9 protein-coding genes and 2 pseudogenes are annotated in these 16,536 nt (G+C 67.3%); 1 reads left to right on the top strand and 10 read right to left on the bottom strand.

The window, feature by feature from the left end; all coding sequences use genetic code 11:
- Positions 1-100 precede the first annotated feature (100 nt).
- Positions 101-271, top strand: a pseudogene (locus K369_RS03570) (ATP-binding protein); the annotation flags it as partial.
- 50 nt (positions 272-321) lie between these two features.
- Here the strand turns inward: K369_RS03570 and K369_RS03575 are convergent.
- From K369_RS03575 to K369_RS03625, 10 genes and pseudogenes are all read right to left on the bottom strand, one after another.
- Positions 322-663: pseudogene (locus K369_RS03575) on the bottom strand (UDP binding domain-containing protein); the annotation flags it as partial.
- Between the two features lie 537 nt (positions 664-1,200).
- Positions 1,201-1,971, bottom strand: coding sequence for a 2,3-dihydro-2,3-dihydroxybenzoate dehydrogenase (dhbA, locus tag K369_RS03585; RefSeq protein WP_198033011.1), 771 nt, complete (start codon positions 1,969-1,971; stop codon positions 1,201-1,203).
- A 28-nt stretch (positions 1,972-1,999) separates the two neighbouring features.
- Positions 2,000-2,869 (bottom strand): isochorismatase family protein, encoded by an 870-nt coding sequence (locus tag K369_RS03590; RefSeq protein WP_036288148.1) that lies wholly within the window; start codon positions 2,867-2,869, stop codon positions 2,000-2,002.
- 20 nt (positions 2,870-2,889) lie between these two features.
- Positions 2,890-4,506: a (2,3-dihydroxybenzoyl)adenylate synthase gene (locus tag K369_RS03595; protein WP_036287936.1), complete on the bottom strand. Its 1,617-nt coding sequence runs from the start codon at positions 4,504-4,506 to the stop codon at positions 2,890-2,892.
- Positions 4,503-5,690: an isochorismate synthase MenF gene (locus K369_RS03600; RefSeq protein ID WP_036287939.1), complete on the bottom strand. Its 1,188-nt coding sequence runs from the start codon at positions 5,688-5,690 to the stop codon at positions 4,503-4,505. Before K369_RS03600 ends, K369_RS03595 begins: the two co-directional genes overlap by 4 nt.
- A 123-nt stretch (positions 5,691-5,813) precedes the next feature.
- Positions 5,814-7,145: an enterobactin transporter EntS gene (gene entS / locus K369_RS03605; RefSeq protein ID WP_156967675.1), complete on the bottom strand. Its 1,332-nt coding sequence runs from the start codon at positions 7,143-7,145 to the stop codon at positions 5,814-5,816.
- Positions 7,142-14,323, bottom strand: coding sequence for a non-ribosomal peptide synthetase (locus tag K369_RS03610; RefSeq protein ID WP_245278079.1), 7,182 nt, complete (start codon positions 14,321-14,323; stop codon positions 7,142-7,144). Before K369_RS03610 ends, entS begins: the two co-directional genes overlap by 4 nt.
- A gap of 51 nt (positions 14,324-14,374) precedes the next feature.
- A complete protein-coding gene (locus K369_RS03615; RefSeq protein ID WP_026597790.1) occupies positions 14,375-14,584 on the bottom strand; it encodes an MbtH family protein in 210 nt (69 codons plus the stop codon).
- Positions 14,577-16,241: a PepSY domain-containing protein gene (locus K369_RS03620; RefSeq protein ID WP_084570445.1), complete on the bottom strand. Its 1,665-nt coding sequence runs from the start codon at positions 16,239-16,241 to the stop codon at positions 14,577-14,579. The genes K369_RS03615 and K369_RS03620 overlap by 8 nt, the downstream gene beginning before the upstream one ends.
- A gap of 9 nt (positions 16,242-16,250) precedes the next feature.
- A complete protein-coding gene (locus K369_RS03625) occupies positions 16,251-16,535 on the bottom strand; it encodes a hypothetical protein (RefSeq protein ID WP_036287946.1) in 285 nt (94 codons plus the stop codon).
- Between the last annotated feature and the right edge of the window lies 1 nt (position 16,536).

A 16,536-nucleotide genomic window follows, 5' to 3' on the forward strand; every position in this document is an offset into this window, starting at 1 on the left:
GCTTCTTTCAAAAATTTTCACGAATCTGCCGTCGAACTGAACCACGGTTCACCCCGAAACGGATGAGACAAATCTCGCCGGCCAACGAGTGCGGCGCCCGGCGCTCATCGAAAACGGCTGGCGCGTTCTCTTCGCGAGAACGAGGGATATCGTCCAGAGACTGCAAGTCGCGCGACGCGATCTCACTCTCGAAGCCGCGATCGACAAGCTCGACAAATGTCATTTGCGGGTCCTCGACGATCTCGCCTACGTCGCCGAGGATCAGGCCGACTGATCGGCGCTCCGCGACAAGGACGCGCCTTATCTCAAGTTCTTCCTCGATCATCGCACATTCATTCGCAGCCAGCGTCCCGAACGTGTCGGCGAAAGCTTGAAGCAATCGATGACGGCGAACACGTTGCGCGTGTCGATGACGAGACGGGCGTTGTCGCGAATGAGAGTGTAATCCACGGCGTCATGGTCAGTGGAGATCAAAACGGCATGGTAGCCCGTTAGAGTTTCGGCTGTAATATCCACCGACTTACGCCCGACGAAATCGGCGTGCTCGCGCGTCGGTGGGATGACCGGCACATGGGGATCGGCGTAGCAGCAGGCGCCGCCGCGCTTCTCGATCAGCTCCATGATCTTGAAGGACGGGCTCTCGCGAATATCGGAAACGCTTTTCTTGTAAGCTAGTGGTCTGAGTCATCTAAAGCGAAGGGTATAGGCGCTCCGAGCGCGGCTTTGTCTGCAATACGGCGAGCGAGACATTGCGAGGACAGAACGCCGAGTTCCGACTCGGCCATGTCGAGCCAGCTGCCGTGCTTTGGCGTGTCCTCCATCGCGGCCACGAAGGCGGCGTTGGCGTCGGGAGGAATCACCCATTGCCGCGAAAGATGCGGTTTGAGAATGTTTTTTTGAGCACGCGTCCGATCGTGTTGTCGCTGGCGCGCAGATTTTTTCGTTCACGCGGCGTAGATCGGCGACGAGTCTTTCCAGCGTCTCTTCGACGGGCGCGAGAGGCGCCGGCGGCTTGGCCTATGGGGGCGGGCTCTATGGAGGCGCGCTGCTCACATAGGCCCCTTCGACAGCTCCGAATAAAGCGGTTGTCGTCCAGCGACAGCGGCGACATTCTGATTTGCGTCGATCACGTGAGTCTCCGCGACGTCCTTGCGCGACTCCATTCGAGCCAGTCCGAACTTCGCAAGCGGCGCGGAAGAGCTAGGCCGTCAGTATGGCGCCGCCGTCGACGACAATATCCTGCATGACGATATGGCTCGCGAGATCCGACGCCAGAAAGGCGATGACATTGGCGATCTCCTGCGGCGTCGCGATCTTGCCGAGCGGAACGCCGAGCTTGAACGCCTCTGGAAAGCCGACAATGACGCGCTGCTCGGCGTCCGGCGCGCGCCACAGGGAGCGCTGCATGGGCGTGTCGGTCGAGCCGGGAGAAACGAGATTGCATCGCACTCCGAAGGGCGCCAGCTCCAGCGCGACGCAATGCGTGAGGCTGGCGAGCGCAGCCTTGGAGGCGCAATAGGCCGCCATCGACAGGCGCGGAACATGCGCCGCATTGGAGCCGACCGTAACCACGGCGCCGGAGCGCTGGCGCTTGAATTGCGCGATCGTGTTGCGGAGCAGATGAAAGGCCCCCGAGACATTGACGTCGAAAGAGGCGCGCCAGTCCTCGAGACTCACCTCCTCCGTCGCGCCGAGACGCAGAATTCCCGCCGCGTTGACGAGCACATCCAGCCGCCCCGATTCGTCCAGAAGACGCGCGCAGGCGCGCTCCGCCTGCTCGTGATCGGCGATATCGACGACGAGCGTGCGAAAGGGATAGCGCGCTTCTGCGAATGCCTTGTCCAGTCCGACGACATTCGCGCCGAGCGCGACGAATGTCGTCGCGGCGCAAAGGCCGATCCCCTGCCCCGCGCCCGTCACCCAGACGCGCTTGCCCGTGAAGCTCATCTGCGGACTCTGCGCAGAATTCATCTCGACCCTCCTTTCGTGACGAGAATGATCACGCCGCTGCGAGCTTGCGCTCGATCAGCGCCCACCAGCCGTCGAGCGTCGGATTGTCGGCGAGATCGACGAAGCCGATCTCGACGCCGAGCTTGCGCCACTCGGTCACCAGCGTCATGACGCGAATTGAATCGAGCCCGTAGTTGATGAGATTTTCGCTTGGATCGAAAATCTCTCCGTCGAGCGAGATGAGCGTTCGCACGCGCGCTTCGACTTGCGCGCGCGTCAGGCGCGGCGCCGGCGCGCCGATCAGCGCATCCGCGGCGACGACGACGCCGCAGCGGCCCGCGACATAGCGCAAGGTCATGTCGTGGTCTTCGGGCGAAAAATCGGCGATGGCGTCGCCGACGACGAAAGTCTCGAAATCGCGCATGAAGGAATCGAGCGCTGTCGTGAGACATCCGATATGCCCATAGACGCCGCAGATCACGAGCTGATCGCGCGCCCACTCTCTCATCATCGCTTCGAGCGGCGTACGCTGGAACGCGCTGTAGCGCCATTTGACGAGCACCATGTCGTCGCCTTCGGGCGCCAGCGCCGCGGCTATGTCCTTCAGCTGCGGATGCGCATTCAGCCCAGGCCCCCACATATCGTTCAGCAGGCCGCGGTCCTTCGGGCTCTGGTCGATCGGCTGCGCCGTGTAGACGACAGGAACGCCGCGCGACTTGCAGAAAGCGCGCAACGCCGCGACATTGGCGACGAGCTGCGCGACGAGCGGACTCTCTTCGCCGAAGAAATGCAGGAAATAATCCTGCATGTCGTGAATGAGCAGCACGGCGCGCTCCGGCGCGAAAGTCCAGCCGACCTTGTTCTTCGGAAAATCCTCGGGCCGCGGCAGCGAATAGGTCGGAAGCCGGGGAATGGCCATTGTCGTGTCCTCTCCACGCATCAGGAAGCGGGTCTGCTCGAGACGAGATCGCGCAAGGCGCGCTTGTCGATCTTGCCGGCGGCCGTGACCGGCAACCGCTCGAGAAATTCGAATCGGTCCGGCAACTTGAATTCGGCGACGCCGAGCGCGCGCAAATGCTTGCGCAATGCGAGCGGTCGCACGTCGCCGCGCGCCACGACGCAGGCGCAGCTCTTCTCGCCCATCAGCGCGTCAGGCGTCGCGACCAGCGCGGCGTCGGCGATTTGGGCGTGGGTCAGCAGCAGAGTCTCGAGCTCCTCGGCCGCGAATTTCTCGCCGCCGCGGTTGATCTGATCCTTCTTGCGCCCGACGACTTGAATATGTCCCGTCTCCGTCATGCGCACGAGATCGCCGGAGCGATAAAAGCCTTCGGCGTCGAAGGCGCGGGCGTTCTCCTCGGCGGCGCGATGATAGCCGCGGAACGTATAAGGTCCACGCGTCAGCAATTCGCCGATCTCGCCGGCGCCGACCGGCGCGCCCTGCGCATCGACGATCTTCACCTCATCGTCCTCGCACATGGGCCGACCCTGCGTCGCGAAGATCGTCGCCTCGTCATCGTCGAGGCGCGTGTAATTCACCAGCCCTTCGGCCATGCCGAACACTTGCTGCAAGCGGCAGCCGAGCGTCGCGGGAATGCGCCGCGCGACCGTTTCGGCGAGCCGCGCGCCGCCGACCTGCAGCAGGCGTAGGCTCGAAAGGGGCGCCACATCGACCGCGGCCTCCAGCCAGAGCATGGCGATCGGCGGCGCGACGGCGGCGATGTCGACGCCATGTCGACGGATGAGATCGAAGCAGACGAATGGGCTCGGGTCCGGCGCCAGCACGACCGTTCCGCCCATGTGAAACACGCCGAGCGCGCCCGGCGAGCTGAGCGGAAAATTATGCGGCGCCGGCAGCGCGCAGAGATAGCGGCTGTTCTCGGTCAGTCCGCAAATCTCCGCGCTGCGGCGCAGGCTGTAATAATAATCGTCATGGGTGCGTGGGATGAGCTTCGGCGTTCCCGTGCTGCCGCCCGACAATTGCAGAAAGGCGACCTCTTGCGGCGCTGAGCCGCGCAGCTCTCGCGCCGAGACGTCGTAGCGACGCTCGGCGAAAGGCGCGAGGCTTTCCGCATAAGACGTCTCGCCGAGAATCTGCACGACGCGCAGCGCCGGAATGGCGATCTGCAAGGCTTCGACATAAGCGCCATTGGCGAACAGCGGATGTCGCGCGCAAGCGATGAGCAGGGCGGGCCGTATCTGCTCGGCATAGGCCGACAGCTCGAGGCGATTGTGGCTGAACAGCGCATTGACCGGCGCGACGCCGATTTTCAGCAGAGCGAACAACACCGCGTAGAATTCCGCGACATTGGGGAGCTGCACGAGCGCCGTGTCGCCGGCGCGCAGGCCCTGGCGCGAGAAGCCTATGGCGAGGCTCGTCGACCAGGCGTCGAGCTCCGCGTAGCTGAAGCGGCGTTCGCCGCAGATGATCGCCGTGGCGTCGGGGGCGATCTCCAGCCGCTTCGTGAGCAGAGCGGTCAGAGGCTCGCCGCGCCAATAGCCCTTCTCGCGATAGCGGCGCGCGAAATCTTCGGGCCAGGGAGTGAAATCGACGCTCATTGCGCGATCTCCCGCTCGACGCCGAAAGCGCGCAGCATGGTGGCGAGCTTGGCTTCGGTTTCCGCCCATTCGGCGCGCGGGTCGGAGGCCTCGACGATCCCCGCTCCGGCGAACAGGCGCACGACCATCTCGTTCACCGTGCCGCAACGAATGGCGATCGCCCATTCGCCATCGCCGCTCTCATCGCACCAGCCGACGATTCCGGCGAAGAAGCCGCGATCGAAAGGCTCCAGCCGCTCGATCAGCATGCGCGCTTGCGCAGTCGGCGACCCACATATGGCCGGCGTCGGATGCAGCAGGCTCGCGAGCTGCAGCGCGGAGAGACGTCCGTCGGCGAGCTCGCCGGAGATAGCGGTCGAGAGGTGCCACATGGTCGGCGTGTTCATCAGCGCCGGCTCGTCCGGGATCCGCAGCTCGGCGCATAAGGGCTCGAGCAGACGACGAATTTCGTCGATCACGAGCCTATGCTCGAAATTGTCCTTGCTCGATTGCAGGAGACGGCGCCCGACGCGCGCATCCTCTTCCGGCTCTGCGATGCGCTTCGCCGAGCCCGCCAGCGGATTGGAGCGGATGGAGCCGCCGATCTTGCGGATCAGCAGCTCGGGGCTCGCGCCGAGCAGAACGCCGCCGTCGGGCAGCGGCGCGTGGAAATGATAGCCGGCGGGATTCTGCCGCCGCAGAATTTCGAGAATCGCGACGGCGTCGACGCGCTCGGCGAATTCGATCTCGAGAATGCGCGACAGCACCGCCTTGCGCGCAAGGCCGTCGCGAAAATTGGCGACGGCCTGGGCGACGGCCTCCTCGAATCCGCTCTGGCCCGGCACGCTACGATACCAGAGCGCGGGAACGCTGGCCTTCGCCTCCGGCGCGCTCGTCGCCATGCCCGGCGCGCCGATGCGATGCGTCTTCGGCGCGAAGAGGAAGGAGGGCTGACGCGAGTCGAAGGGGATCGCGCCGACGACGATCGGATGATCCTGTCCCGCGCGACGCGCTCTCGCCAGCGCGGCGTCCACCGCCGCCTGCAGAATGCTGTCTGCGCCCCCGCCGCCGACCGCGGGCGTGCGTATTCGCTCGAAAACGCCATAGGCCTCTATGGCGAAATGGGGCGAGCTGAACAGAAACGACGGCGTTTCGGCCTGCGCCGAAATCTCTCTGGAAGGCCTTTCTGCGACAATCGCGTCCATCGGAGCGCTCCTTTGTGGACGAATGAAAATCGGTCGAGCGGGACGCGCGCTCCCAGCCGCGGCGGCAGGCGCCGTCGCGTTTGGAAAGAAAGCGGTCCCTCGTTTGGTTCTGAGCGTTGCGCCTCAGCCGGAGGGCGCGAGGCTCTGCTTTTCCTTTTCGATCGCCACGCCTTCGGCGGCGGGTTCGGCCGGCGATCGGCGCAGCGCGCCGAAGGCCGCCGCCATCGGCAAGAAGGAGAGAAGAGCGGCGAGGCCGAAGACGCCCACCGCCGGCGCGGGTGGAAGTATCCCCCCGAGCAGGCCGAGCAGGAGCGCGCCGAGCGCGTCGCCAACGATGAATTGCGCGGTCCAGAGTCCGTTGACGCGCCCGCGCAGCCGGTCCGGCGTGTTCTTCTGCACCAGAGTGAATTGCAGCAGCGAGACGATGGAGCCGAGATAGCCGTAGACGACGAGGACGAGCAGCGCCGGAACCAGTCCGCGGACGGCGCCGAGCGCGGCCAGCGCCGCGAATGCGGCGGCGGCGCTGGCGAGCAGAGCGAGGCCCGGACGCGCGAGGCGCGCGACGAAGCCGCTCGTCGTCGCGCCGAGCGTCGCGCCGAGCGGAACGACGGAATACATGAGCCCCGCATCGGCCGGGCCGTTCCCATAGGCGCTCGCGAGCGCTGGAAACAGCACGCGCGCGCCGCCGGCGAGGCTCGCCAGCGTCCCCACCGCGACCACGGCGCCGACGATGCGATTTTCGAGGAGATAGCGCAGGCCCGATAGAAGCGCGCGCGCCGGCGTCTCGGGGCTCGCGCCCGTGGGCGGCAGCGGCGGCAGGCGCATCAGCGGCGCCAGCGTCAGCAGAACGCCGGCAGCGGCGCAGGCATAGGTCCAGCCGACGCCCGCCGACGTGATGAGCAGGCCGCCGAGCGCCGGCGCGGCGACGCCGCCGAGCCGCATGGCGATCATATTGAGCGCGCCGGCGGCCGCGAGATTTTCGCGTCCGACGATGGCCGGCGTCGCGGCGAGCAGCGCCGTCACGCCCAATGCGCTGAAGAAGCCGTCCCAGGCCGCGAGCGCATAGACGACGACGAGCGAGGGCGCGGCCGCGAAGGCGTTGAGCGCGAGCGCGACGAAGCCGAGGCCGCAGGTTCCGCGCGCGAAGAGGATGAGCCTGCGGCGGTCGTGGCGATCCGCCAGCACCCCTCCGGCGAGGAGCCCGACGAAAGCCGCGACGCCGCCGAAAGCGACGACGAATCCGGCGGCGGCGGGTGAGCCGGTCAGCTGCAGCGCCTGCACGGGAACCGCGACGGTGAGCAGGCCGAGCGCGAACAGCGACAGCGTCCGCGCCACGAACACGACGCGGAAATCGCGATTGTCCCGCAACAGGCTGAAATCGGTCAAAATGCGAGCTTGGGTCATGTTGGTCCGATCGCTGGAGAATCTGCGGACGAAGCGTGCGAGAGCGCTCATTCGGGACCTCGCTTCGCGTCGATGGCGACGAGAATCTCGTTCAGCGCAGGGCCGAGCTCCCGCAGCATGCGCGGCGAGATGATCTCGGTATGCGGACAATCGAAGGCGACGAATTTCAGCGCGCCGACATAGGGCCGCCAGGTCTCCTCGACGTCCATGCCTTCCGGCAGAGTGCGCAGCGCGACGAAGAGCGTCGCCTCACCCTCATAGCGAGGGGTCTTCGCGGAGGCGAGCAGCCGGACCGAGTCCTCGTAATTGGCCATGATGTGGCCGAACATCTCGGCCTTCTCACGCGCGAGCGTCGAATCGAGCGCCTCTTGCGAAGCGTCCATGAACAGCGCCTTCTCGCGCTCGATCTCCTCTTCGCCCGCCGCGTCGAGCGGCTTGGTCCAATCCTGGATTTCCGAGGGATAGGTGTCGAGCAGGCCGAGAAAGGCGATCTCCTCCCCTTCGGCCGAAAGTCGCGCCGCGATCGCCTGCGCCACGACGCCGCCGAGCGAATAGCCGAGCAGCCGATAGGGACCATGCGGCTGATTCTCGCGCAGCGTCGCGAGATGCCGATCGCAGACCTCCTCCATATTGCGGCAGGAGGCGATCGGCCCAGAGGGCCGCGGCGATTGCAGCGCGATCACCGGCCAATCGCTGCGCAGATAGCGCGTCAGCGCGCCGAATTGCCAGGAGAAGCCCGAGGCCGGATGGATGCAGACGAGCGGCGGCCCCTCGCCAGCGCGCAGACGCAGCGTCTCGGCGAAGCCGGCGCGGCGATCCTCCTCGCGCCGCTCCGCGAATAATTCGCGCGCCAGGCTCTCGACGCTCGGCGCGGCCATCAGCTGGCCGACCGAGACGGAGACCTTCATCTCGCGCTGAATATCTGCGGCGAGGCGCATCGCCAGCAGCGAATGTCCGCCGAGCGCGAAGAAATCATCGTCCGCGTCGAGCTGGTCGACGCCGAGCGCGCGGGCGAAGAGATCGGCGAGCGCCATCTCGACGCCGGGAGTCGGCTTGCGTCCGTGGCGGCGCGGCGCGGCCTCCGGCTCCGGCAGCGCCTTGCGATCGAGCTTGCCGCTGGCGGAGAGCGGAAATTCCGGCAGGCGCACAATAGCCGTCGGCGTCATATGCGCCGGAAGCCTCTGCGCCACAGCACGGCGCAGCGCCTCGACGTCGATCTCGGCGCCCGCGACCACATATCCAATGAGCCGCCGTTCATCCGCGCCGACGAGGCCGCCCGCCGCGGAGACTCGCGCGACGACCGCCGCCTGTTCCACGCCGGGCTGCTCGGCGAGGACGCTCTCGATCTCGCCGAGCTCGATGCGCTGGCCGCGAATCTTGATCTGATCGTCGCTGCGCCCGAGATAGTCGAGCGCGCCGTCCGGCCGCCGGCGGACGATATCGCCGGTGCGATACATTCGCTCGCCCATGGCCTGCGGATCGGCGACGAAGCGGCTCGCCGTCAGCGATGGCCGCCGCAGATAGCCCTCGGCGAGCTGGACGCCGGTCAGATAGAGGTCGCCCGCGACGCCGATCGGCGTCTCCCGCAACCAGGCGTCGAGCACGCGAACGCCCGTGTTCCACACCGGCCGGCCGATGGGAACGCCGGCGGTCTCGAGCGTCTCGAGCGCAGCGCCGAAGGCCGGCTGATAGGTCACGTCCACCGCCGCCTCGGTCGGACCGTAGAGATTGTGCAGCGGAACGCCGAACAGAGCCCCGAAGTCTTCCGCCAGCTCCCGCGACAGCGCCTCGCCGCTGCAGAAGACGCGGCGCAGACTCTCCGCCTCGGCGGCGCGCGCGGCGTCGGTCGCCGACACGAAGGCCGCCAGCATGGAGGGAACGAAATGCAGCGTGGTGACACGATGCGCGCGGATGAGCCGCAAAATCTCCGCCGGATCGCGATGCGCCTCCGGCGGCGCCATGACGAGAGCCGCGCCGGCCATCAGCGGCCAGAAGAATTCCCAGACCGAGACGTCGAAGCTCGACGGCGTCTTCTGCAGCACGACGTCGCCCGCGCCGAGGCCATATTCGTGCTGCATCCACAGCAGCCGGTTGACGATGGCGCGATGCGAGACGACGACGCCCTTCGGTCGGCCTGTCGAACCAGAGGTGTAGATCACATAGGCCGGATCATCGGGCGTGGCGGGAGAGGCGAAGCACGGTTCGTCCGCTTCGTCGATCTCGGGCGAGCGGTCGAAGGCGAGCAGCGGCGCGAGCCCCTCGAACCGGCCGCGCGACGCCTCCTCCGTGACGATGAGGCGCGGCGCTCCGTCCTCGACCATATAGCGCAGACGCTCGTCGGGATAGCTCGTGTCGAGCGGCAGATAGGCGGCGCCGGCCTGCTGCGTCGCCATCAGCGCGATCGCCAGCCGCGCCGAGCGTGGCAAAGCGATCGCCACGAGATCGCCGCGCCCGACTCCGGCCGCGGCGAGGCGCCGCGCCAATCGCGCGACCTGCCGACGCAGCTGCGCATAGCTCAGCTCATGATCGGCGTCGATCAGCGCGGGCGCGTGGGGCGTGCGCCGCGCCTGCTCCTCGAGCAAGCCGCAGAGCGTCGTCGCCGGCGTCTCGACGCCGGTATCATTGACGGCCGCGATCGTCTCCCGCTCGTCCGGCGTCAGCAGATCGAGCGAAGCGAGCGGAGCTTCCGGCGCGTCGACGAGCTGCTCGAGCAGCCGGACGATGCGGCGGCCGAGACGCTCCGGCTCGACGACGCCCTCGCGATATTCGAGCCGCAGCTCCATCTCCCGGCCCGGCAGCGCCATCAGCGTCAGCGGATAATGCGAATAGCTGCGATTGCGCGCGCCGACGAGGCGCAGGCCAGCGAAATCCTGCGAATAGAGACCGACGTCCTCTGGATAATTCTCGACGACGAGCAGAGCGTCGAACAGCGTCGAGGCGCCGGCGAGGCGCTGGATCTCGCCGAGGCCGAGCCCGTCATGCTCCATGAGGGCGATCTGCCGGCTCTGAAGCTCGGCGAGCTGCACGGCGAGCGGCAGATCTGGCCGCAGCCGCACGCGCACGGGCAGCGTGTTGGTGAAGAGCCCGATATGCGCGTCGAGCCCGGCCTCCGCCTCCGAGCGGCCGGAAACCGGCGCGCCGAAAACGATGTCGCAGCGCCCCGTCATCGCGCCGAGAAAGGCTGCAAAAACGCCCTGCAGCAGAGTGGCGAGGGTCGATCCGCGCCGACGTCCGAACGCCTCCAGCTGCTTCGCCAGGCCGGGCCGCAGAGCGAGCGGCAATTCATGCGTCTCGCCGAATGCGGCGGCGGGATCGAACAGCAAGGTCGGCGCGACGCCGGCGATCGCCTCCCGCCATGCGGCGCGGGCGGGCTCGGGGTCGCGCGCGGCGAGGCGGCGGACGACGCTCGGGTAATCGGGAAGGATCGGCGCGAGCGCGGCGCCGGCGTAGGCGGCGAGAAGATCGCGCAGCATCACGCCGGAGGACCAGCCGTCGCCGATGAGATGATGGCAGACGAGGACAAGCGCATGGCGCTCCTCCGCCAGCCGAACCAGCACGGCGCGCGCCAGCATGCGGCGGCCGCCGCTCTCGGCCAGAAGGTCGCGGGCCAGCTCCTCGCGCTCGATTTTCTCGAGCGCGGCGGCCTGCTCCCGCGGACCGGGCTCCGCCAGCCAGCGCTCGCTCCAGGGCCAGCGGCGCAGCGCCTGCGGTCCCTCGACGAGCGGCAGCATCTGGAACGCTCTGCCCTGCTCGACGTCGAAAATCGCCGCGAGCTGCGGATGGCGGCGCAACAGCGCCTCGAGCGCGTCGCGCAGCCGACCGACATCGAGCGGCCCGTCGAGAGTGAAGCGCGAGACGGCGTTGTAGCGGCTCGCGCTCTCCCCGAGCCCGGCGTGGAACAGCAGCCCCTCTTGCAGCGGCAGCGCCGGCAGAACGGCCGCTAGCGCCCCATGGCGCGCCCGCAGCGCCTCGACCGTCGCAGCATCGACGCCGTCGTCGAGAAGAGTCCTCGCGTCCTGGTCGGCGCGGCGCAGCGCGGCCGCCATTGCGGCGATGTTGCGCCGCTCGAAGACGTCGCGCGGCCGCAGCCTATATCCGCGCTTGCGCAGCGCAGCGCAGAGGCCGATGGCGGAAATGCTGTCGCCGCCGAGAAAGAAGAAATCATCCTGCGCGCCGACCGTCTCGAGGCGCAGGACCTCGACGAATACTTCCGCGAGCAGCGTCTCCAGTCCGGGCGCCGGCGGGCGGGCCGTCGGCGCGTCTACGGACGGATCGGGCAGCGCCTTGCGATCGAGCTTGCCGCTCGCGCCGAGCGGGAAGGCCTCGAGCACAACGATGGCGACCGGCGTCATATAGGCCGGCAGGCGACGCGCCAGAGCGGCGCGCAGCGCATCCGCGTCGAGCGCGCGCCCAGGCGCATCCGGCGTCGCATAGGCGACGATCTGGCGCGCGTCGCCCTCCCCGGCCGCGGAGCCGAAGAGACGCGCGACCGCCGCCGCCCCGCCGACGCCGGGCTGCTCGAAAAGCGCGCTCTCGATCTCGCCCAATTCGATGCGCTGGCCGCGGATTTTGAGCTGATCGTCATTGCGGCCGAGAAAATCGAGAACGCCGCTCGGCAGCCAACGGGCGATGTCGCCGGTGCGATACATTCGTTCGCCGTCGCCTTCTGGATCGGCGACGAAACGGCTCGCCGTGAGCGACGGCCGCCGCCAATAATATTGGGCGAGCTGCGCCCCAGTCAGATAGAGATCGCCGGCGACGCCGATCGGGACCGGACGCAGCCGCGCGTCCAGCACGCGCGAGCCGCAATTCCAGAGCGGCCGTCCGACCGGCACGCCGACGCCTTCCGCCGTCGCCAACGCCGCGCCGAAAGCCGGCTGATAAGTGACCTCCACCGTCGCCTCGGTCGGGCCGTAGACATTGTGCAACGGCGCATGGAAGGTGCGCTCGAAAGCTTCCGCGAGCTCGCGCGACAGCGGCTCGCCGATGCAGAAGACGCGCCGCAGCGCGGTCTTTTCCGGATCGGCGCCCGGGGTCGCGCGCCTGGCCGCCACAAAGGCGGAGAGCAGCGAGGGCACGAAATTCAGCGTGGTGACGCGATGCTCGCGAATGACGCGCAGCAGTTCTGCCGGATCGCGATCCACTTCCGGCGGCGCCATCACGAGGCGCGCGCCCGCCGTCAGCGGCCAGAAGAACTCGCCGACCGAGACGTCGAAGCTGCAAGGCGTCTTCTGCAGCACGACATCGTCGCTGGCGAGCCGATATTCGTGCTGCAGCCAGAGCAGGAGATTGACCACCGCCCCATGCGGAACGACGACGCCCTTCGGCCGTCCGGTCGAGCCGGACGTGTAGATGATATAGGCCGCGTCTTCTGGCGAAGGCGAGGCGACACGCGCGTAGGAGGCATCCGTTTCGATGATTGCCAGCGCATCGAAGATCAGGAGCGGAGCCATCGTCTCGAAGCGCCCGCGCAGAGCGCTATTGGTGATAATGAGCCGTGGCGACGCATCCTCGACCATGTAAGCGAGCCGCTCATCGGGATAGCTCGTGTCGAGCGGCAAATAGGCGGCGCCGGCCTCGAGCGCCGCCATCAGCGCCAGGCTCAGATGCACCGAGCGCGGAAGCGCCACGGCGACGCGATCGCCGCGAACCACTCCCGCCGCGGCCAGAGCGAGAGCCAGCCGCGCGACCTGGGCGCGCATCTCGCGATAGGCCAGCCTATGTCGGCGATCGATCAATGCCGGCGCGTCCGGCGTGCGCTCGGCCTGCGCGTGCAAGAGGTCGCACACAGAGGCTGGCGGTATGACGCGCCGCGTGTCATTGACCGCTGCGATCAGCGTTGTTTCGCTCTCCGTCATGAGCGCGATCTCGCCGATCGCCGTTTGCGGGCTTTCGGCGAGCCGACGCGCGAAGCGCGCGAGCCGCTCGGCATGGAGCTCCAGCTCGCGCCCCCCGTAACGCGCGCCATTGGCGACGAGATCGACGATGAGCTCGCGCTCGGCGAGATAGAGGTCGAATTCGATATCCTCGACCGGGCCGGAAGCGAGCTGATGCGTGATCCCTTCGACGCCCGCGAAGTCGAGGCGATAGTCGAACACCTTGAAATTCAGCAGCGGCCCATGGAGCGCGCGTCCAGAAGCGAGGAAGCTAAGATCGCGCCGCAGCTGCTCGGCCTCGTATCGCTGATGGCGACGCACCATGTCCAATTCGCGCCCGAGCGCGGCGGCGACGTCGACGAAGGACATGTCGGCGTCGATCGCGATCTGCAGCGGCAGGACATTCACCACCGGCCCGATCGCATGCAATGCGACAGAGCCCATGCGCCGCATGAAATGCGCGCCTACAGAGAGACGCGCCGCGCCGGTCATGCGGCGCAGATAGACGGCGACCGCAGCCATCGCCATCACGCCGACGGAAACGCGCCCGGCCGTCGCATGCACGGACAGAAGCGCGGTCGTTTGCGCATCGAGCGCGATCCGCTCGCGCAATGGGAGCGTGAATTTTCCGTCCGCCGGCGCGCGCCGCGACGACAGAGTGACAGCCTGCGGCAGATCGCGCGCATGCTCCGCCCAAAATCGCCGATCGGCGGCTTGCGTCGGCGAGCCGTCATAGGCCGCATATTCCTTCACAACCTCGGCGAAGGAAACGAAAGGCGAAGGCGAAGGAGCCAGCCCGCGACGCAGCGCGGTGTAGATTTCGCTCACGCGTCGCGCGATCGCCGTGAAGCCATATCCGTCCACCGAAAGATGGTGATAGCGTTGAAACCAGAACCAACGTTCGGCGCCGCCGGGAGCCGACCCCTCCGCGCTGAGGCGAAACAACATGTGCCGGTAGAGCGGCGCTTCGCCCGCGAGCGTCCGAGGCGTCTCCAGATCGTCGCGCATCAGCCGCCGCGCGGCGCCGGCCGGATCGGCTTCACCCGTCAGGTCGATCAGCTCCGGCTCCGGCAGATCGACCGCCTGCACATTGTTCGGCACGAGCTGCGCAGGCCCCTCCTCCGTCTCGACGAAGCGCGCATGGACGAGATCGGCCTCCGCGAGCCCGAGACGGACCGCAGCGCTGAAGCAGGCGACGTCCAGCCTGCCTTTCAGCTCGACATATTGCGCGACGACATAAGCGTTGGAGGCGGCGGCGAGCTGCTCCGCCATCCATATGCCGGGTTGCGCCGCGACGAGCGGAAGCGTCTGCGCAGCCGCGAGCGGCCGCTCTGGAGCGATGTCTGCGAGCACGATCAGTCCTTTGAAAATCGAAACGTCACGAAACAGGCGTGAAACGGCGCGTCAGCCGGCCTCTGCGCGCGGGCGCATGTCGATCCAATGATCGTCGACATATTGCATGCATTGCAGGCGCGTTCCCGGACCGAAGACACGGCGCCATCCTTTCGGATCGGCGGAGAAATCCGGCCACAGGCTGAATTGCGCGCGTGCGTTGACGAGAACGACGAAGCTCAGCCGCTCGTCGTCGAAAGGATTGATCTGCGCGTCATCCATGGATGTCGTCTCCTTCACCAGCGCCGACCGCAACGGCGCATCTGTTCGAAGAAACCGGAATTGCGGCGCCTGGGGCCGGCTCCTGCCGTCGGCGCGTCGACCAGACGCTGTCGATCGGCCCCAGCTCGACGCGGCGCGCCGTCACCCGCGCCAGAGCCCCAAAGCAGAGCGCTGCGCACAAAGCCACGATATCGACGCCGGCGCTGATCGGATCGGCCGCCGCCCACGGCCCGAGGCCGGGCGCCGCCAGAGCGACCGCGCTGGTGAGGGGAAGCGAGAGAGCGCCGACCGCCGCGAGATAGGCCAGCTCGACTCCAGCGCGCGCCGCGCCGCGCAGAAACGCAAAGGCGACAGCGCCGAAGAAGACAGCGTGATAGACCCAATGTCGCCACGCCTCGACGTCCTCGACATGGCCATAGAGCCATTTGGTGGAGACGATGGCGAAGGAGAGCGCGCAGACGCATCCGAGGCACACGCCGATCGACGCCGCCGCCATGAGGCGCGAGGCCGTCGTCTGCACGACCTGCTCCCCATGGCGGCGCGCGGTCCGCCGACGCGATTCGATCCACAAGAGATTGCCGGAATAGAACAGGAAGGCGCCGGCGAGACCGAGAAAGAAATAGGCCCAGCGCACGGGCTCGCCGCCATAGCTGCCGAAATGCAGCGCGAAGAAAGGCGACACGGCGGCGGTCCAGCCGCTCTGCTTCTCCGGGAGGTAATCGACATTGACGAGTTCTCCGGTCGCGCCACGCACGACGGCGAAGCCGCCGCCGCGCGACAGAAAGCGCTGATCCTCTCCGACGACGCGCACGAGCGCGCCACGCGTATCCGCGTCGCGATAATGCAGGCTGTTCGGCGAGAACTGCGGCGAGACGGATTCGACGGCTGCGGCCAATTCCGCGACCGGCTTCATCGGCGCCTTCTGCTCGTCGCGCTTTGCGCCTCCCAAAGGGCCGGTCGAGCGCATGATTATCGGCAGCCTGCCGTCATAGACGACATGATCCAAAGCGTCATAGATCGGCTCGTGCAGGCCGAACACGACCGCCGTCAACGCGATGACGAGATGGAAGGGGAAGCTCGCGACGCCGACGAGATTATGCGCATCGAGCCACATTCGCTTCAAATTCGCGGTGAGTCGCAGCGCCAGAAAATCCTTGGCGATGGAGGGCAGAACCAGGATGAGGCCGGAGACGAGCGCGACGGCGTAGATGGCGCTCACAACGCCCATCACTGTCGTTCCGGTCTCGCGATCGAGAGGAAGGCCGGCGGTGCGATGGATCATGTCCACAAAGGCGCCGACGCCAAAAGCGTTCGAGCGCTCGATGCGCAATTCGCCGTCCGCGCCGAGCGTCGCCGACCAGACGACATCGTCGCTGCGGCTCTTGCGCCAAGTCAAGCGGGCCGGCTCGTTCGCCGTCGCGAGCCGGAGCGTGAAGTCTTTGGCCGCCTCGGGCCGCGCCGCCAATGTCTTCTCGACGAGGCGATCGGCGTCCTCGGTCGAAATGGAGCCGCCGATCGGAGGCGAAGCCCAATGGGAGAGCGGCTCCGCGAAGATGGTGAGCGCGCCGGCGTAGAAGCAGACGAAGAGCAGCATGCCGGTCGCGATGCCGGTCCATGTGTGAACGCTCTTGTAGAGCCGCAAAATCTCGCCGCGCATTTGTCGTCCTCAGTGCAGAAGTCGCCGACAGAGATAGAGTCCGCCGAAGGCGAGAAGATTTGCGCCGCCGAGCCACAGAAAGGCGGCGCGTCCGCTGCGAAACAGAAAGACGAGGCTGGCGACGCCGAGCCAGATCGGCGCGACGAGCCACATCACGAACTGATATTTGTTGCGCGCCTCGAGGCCGCCGGGGCCGGCGACGGCGAAGAGGCCGGCGAGAGCGACCGCCAATGTGAAGCCGAGCACAGAGCCGGCGATGCTTTTGCTCAGCCAATCGGAGCGAAACTCGCCCATG

The sequence above is a fragment of the Methylosinus sp. PW1 genome (genome assembly GCF_000745215.1).
Lineage (GTDB): Bacteria > Pseudomonadota > Alphaproteobacteria > Rhizobiales > Beijerinckiaceae > Methylosinus.

Excerpts from the sequence above, each read along its gene's own strand:
- entS (WP_156967675.1), bottom strand. The coding sequence starts at position 7,145 with ATGAGCGCTCTCGCACGCTTCGTCCGCAGATTCTCCAGCGATCGGACC.
- K369_RS03620 (WP_084570445.1), bottom strand. The coding sequence starts at position 16,241 with ATGCGCGGCGAGATTTTGCGGCTCTACAAGAGCGTTCACACATGGACC.
- K369_RS03595 (WP_036287936.1), bottom strand. The coding sequence starts at position 4,506 with ATGAGCGTCGATTTCACTCCCTGGCCCGAAGATTTCGCGCGCCGCTAT.
- K369_RS03615 (WP_026597790.1), bottom strand. The coding sequence starts at position 14,584 with ATGGATGACGCGCAGATCAATCCTTTCGACGACGAGCGGCTGAGCTTC.
- K369_RS03590 (WP_036288148.1), bottom strand. The coding sequence starts at position 2,869 with ATGGCCATTCCCCGGCTTCCGACCTATTCGCTGCCGCGGCCCGAGGAT.
- K369_RS03625 (WP_036287946.1), bottom strand. The coding sequence starts at position 16,535 with ATGGGCGAGTTTCGCTCCGATTGGCTGAGCAAAAGCATCGCCGGCTCT.
- dhbA (WP_198033011.1), bottom strand. The coding sequence starts at position 1,971 with ATGAATTCTGCGCAGAGTCCGCAGATGAGCTTCACGGGCAAGCGCGTC.
- K369_RS03600 (WP_036287939.1), bottom strand. The coding sequence starts at position 5,690 with ATGGACGCGATTGTCGCAGAAAGGCCTTCCAGAGAGATTTCGGCGCAG.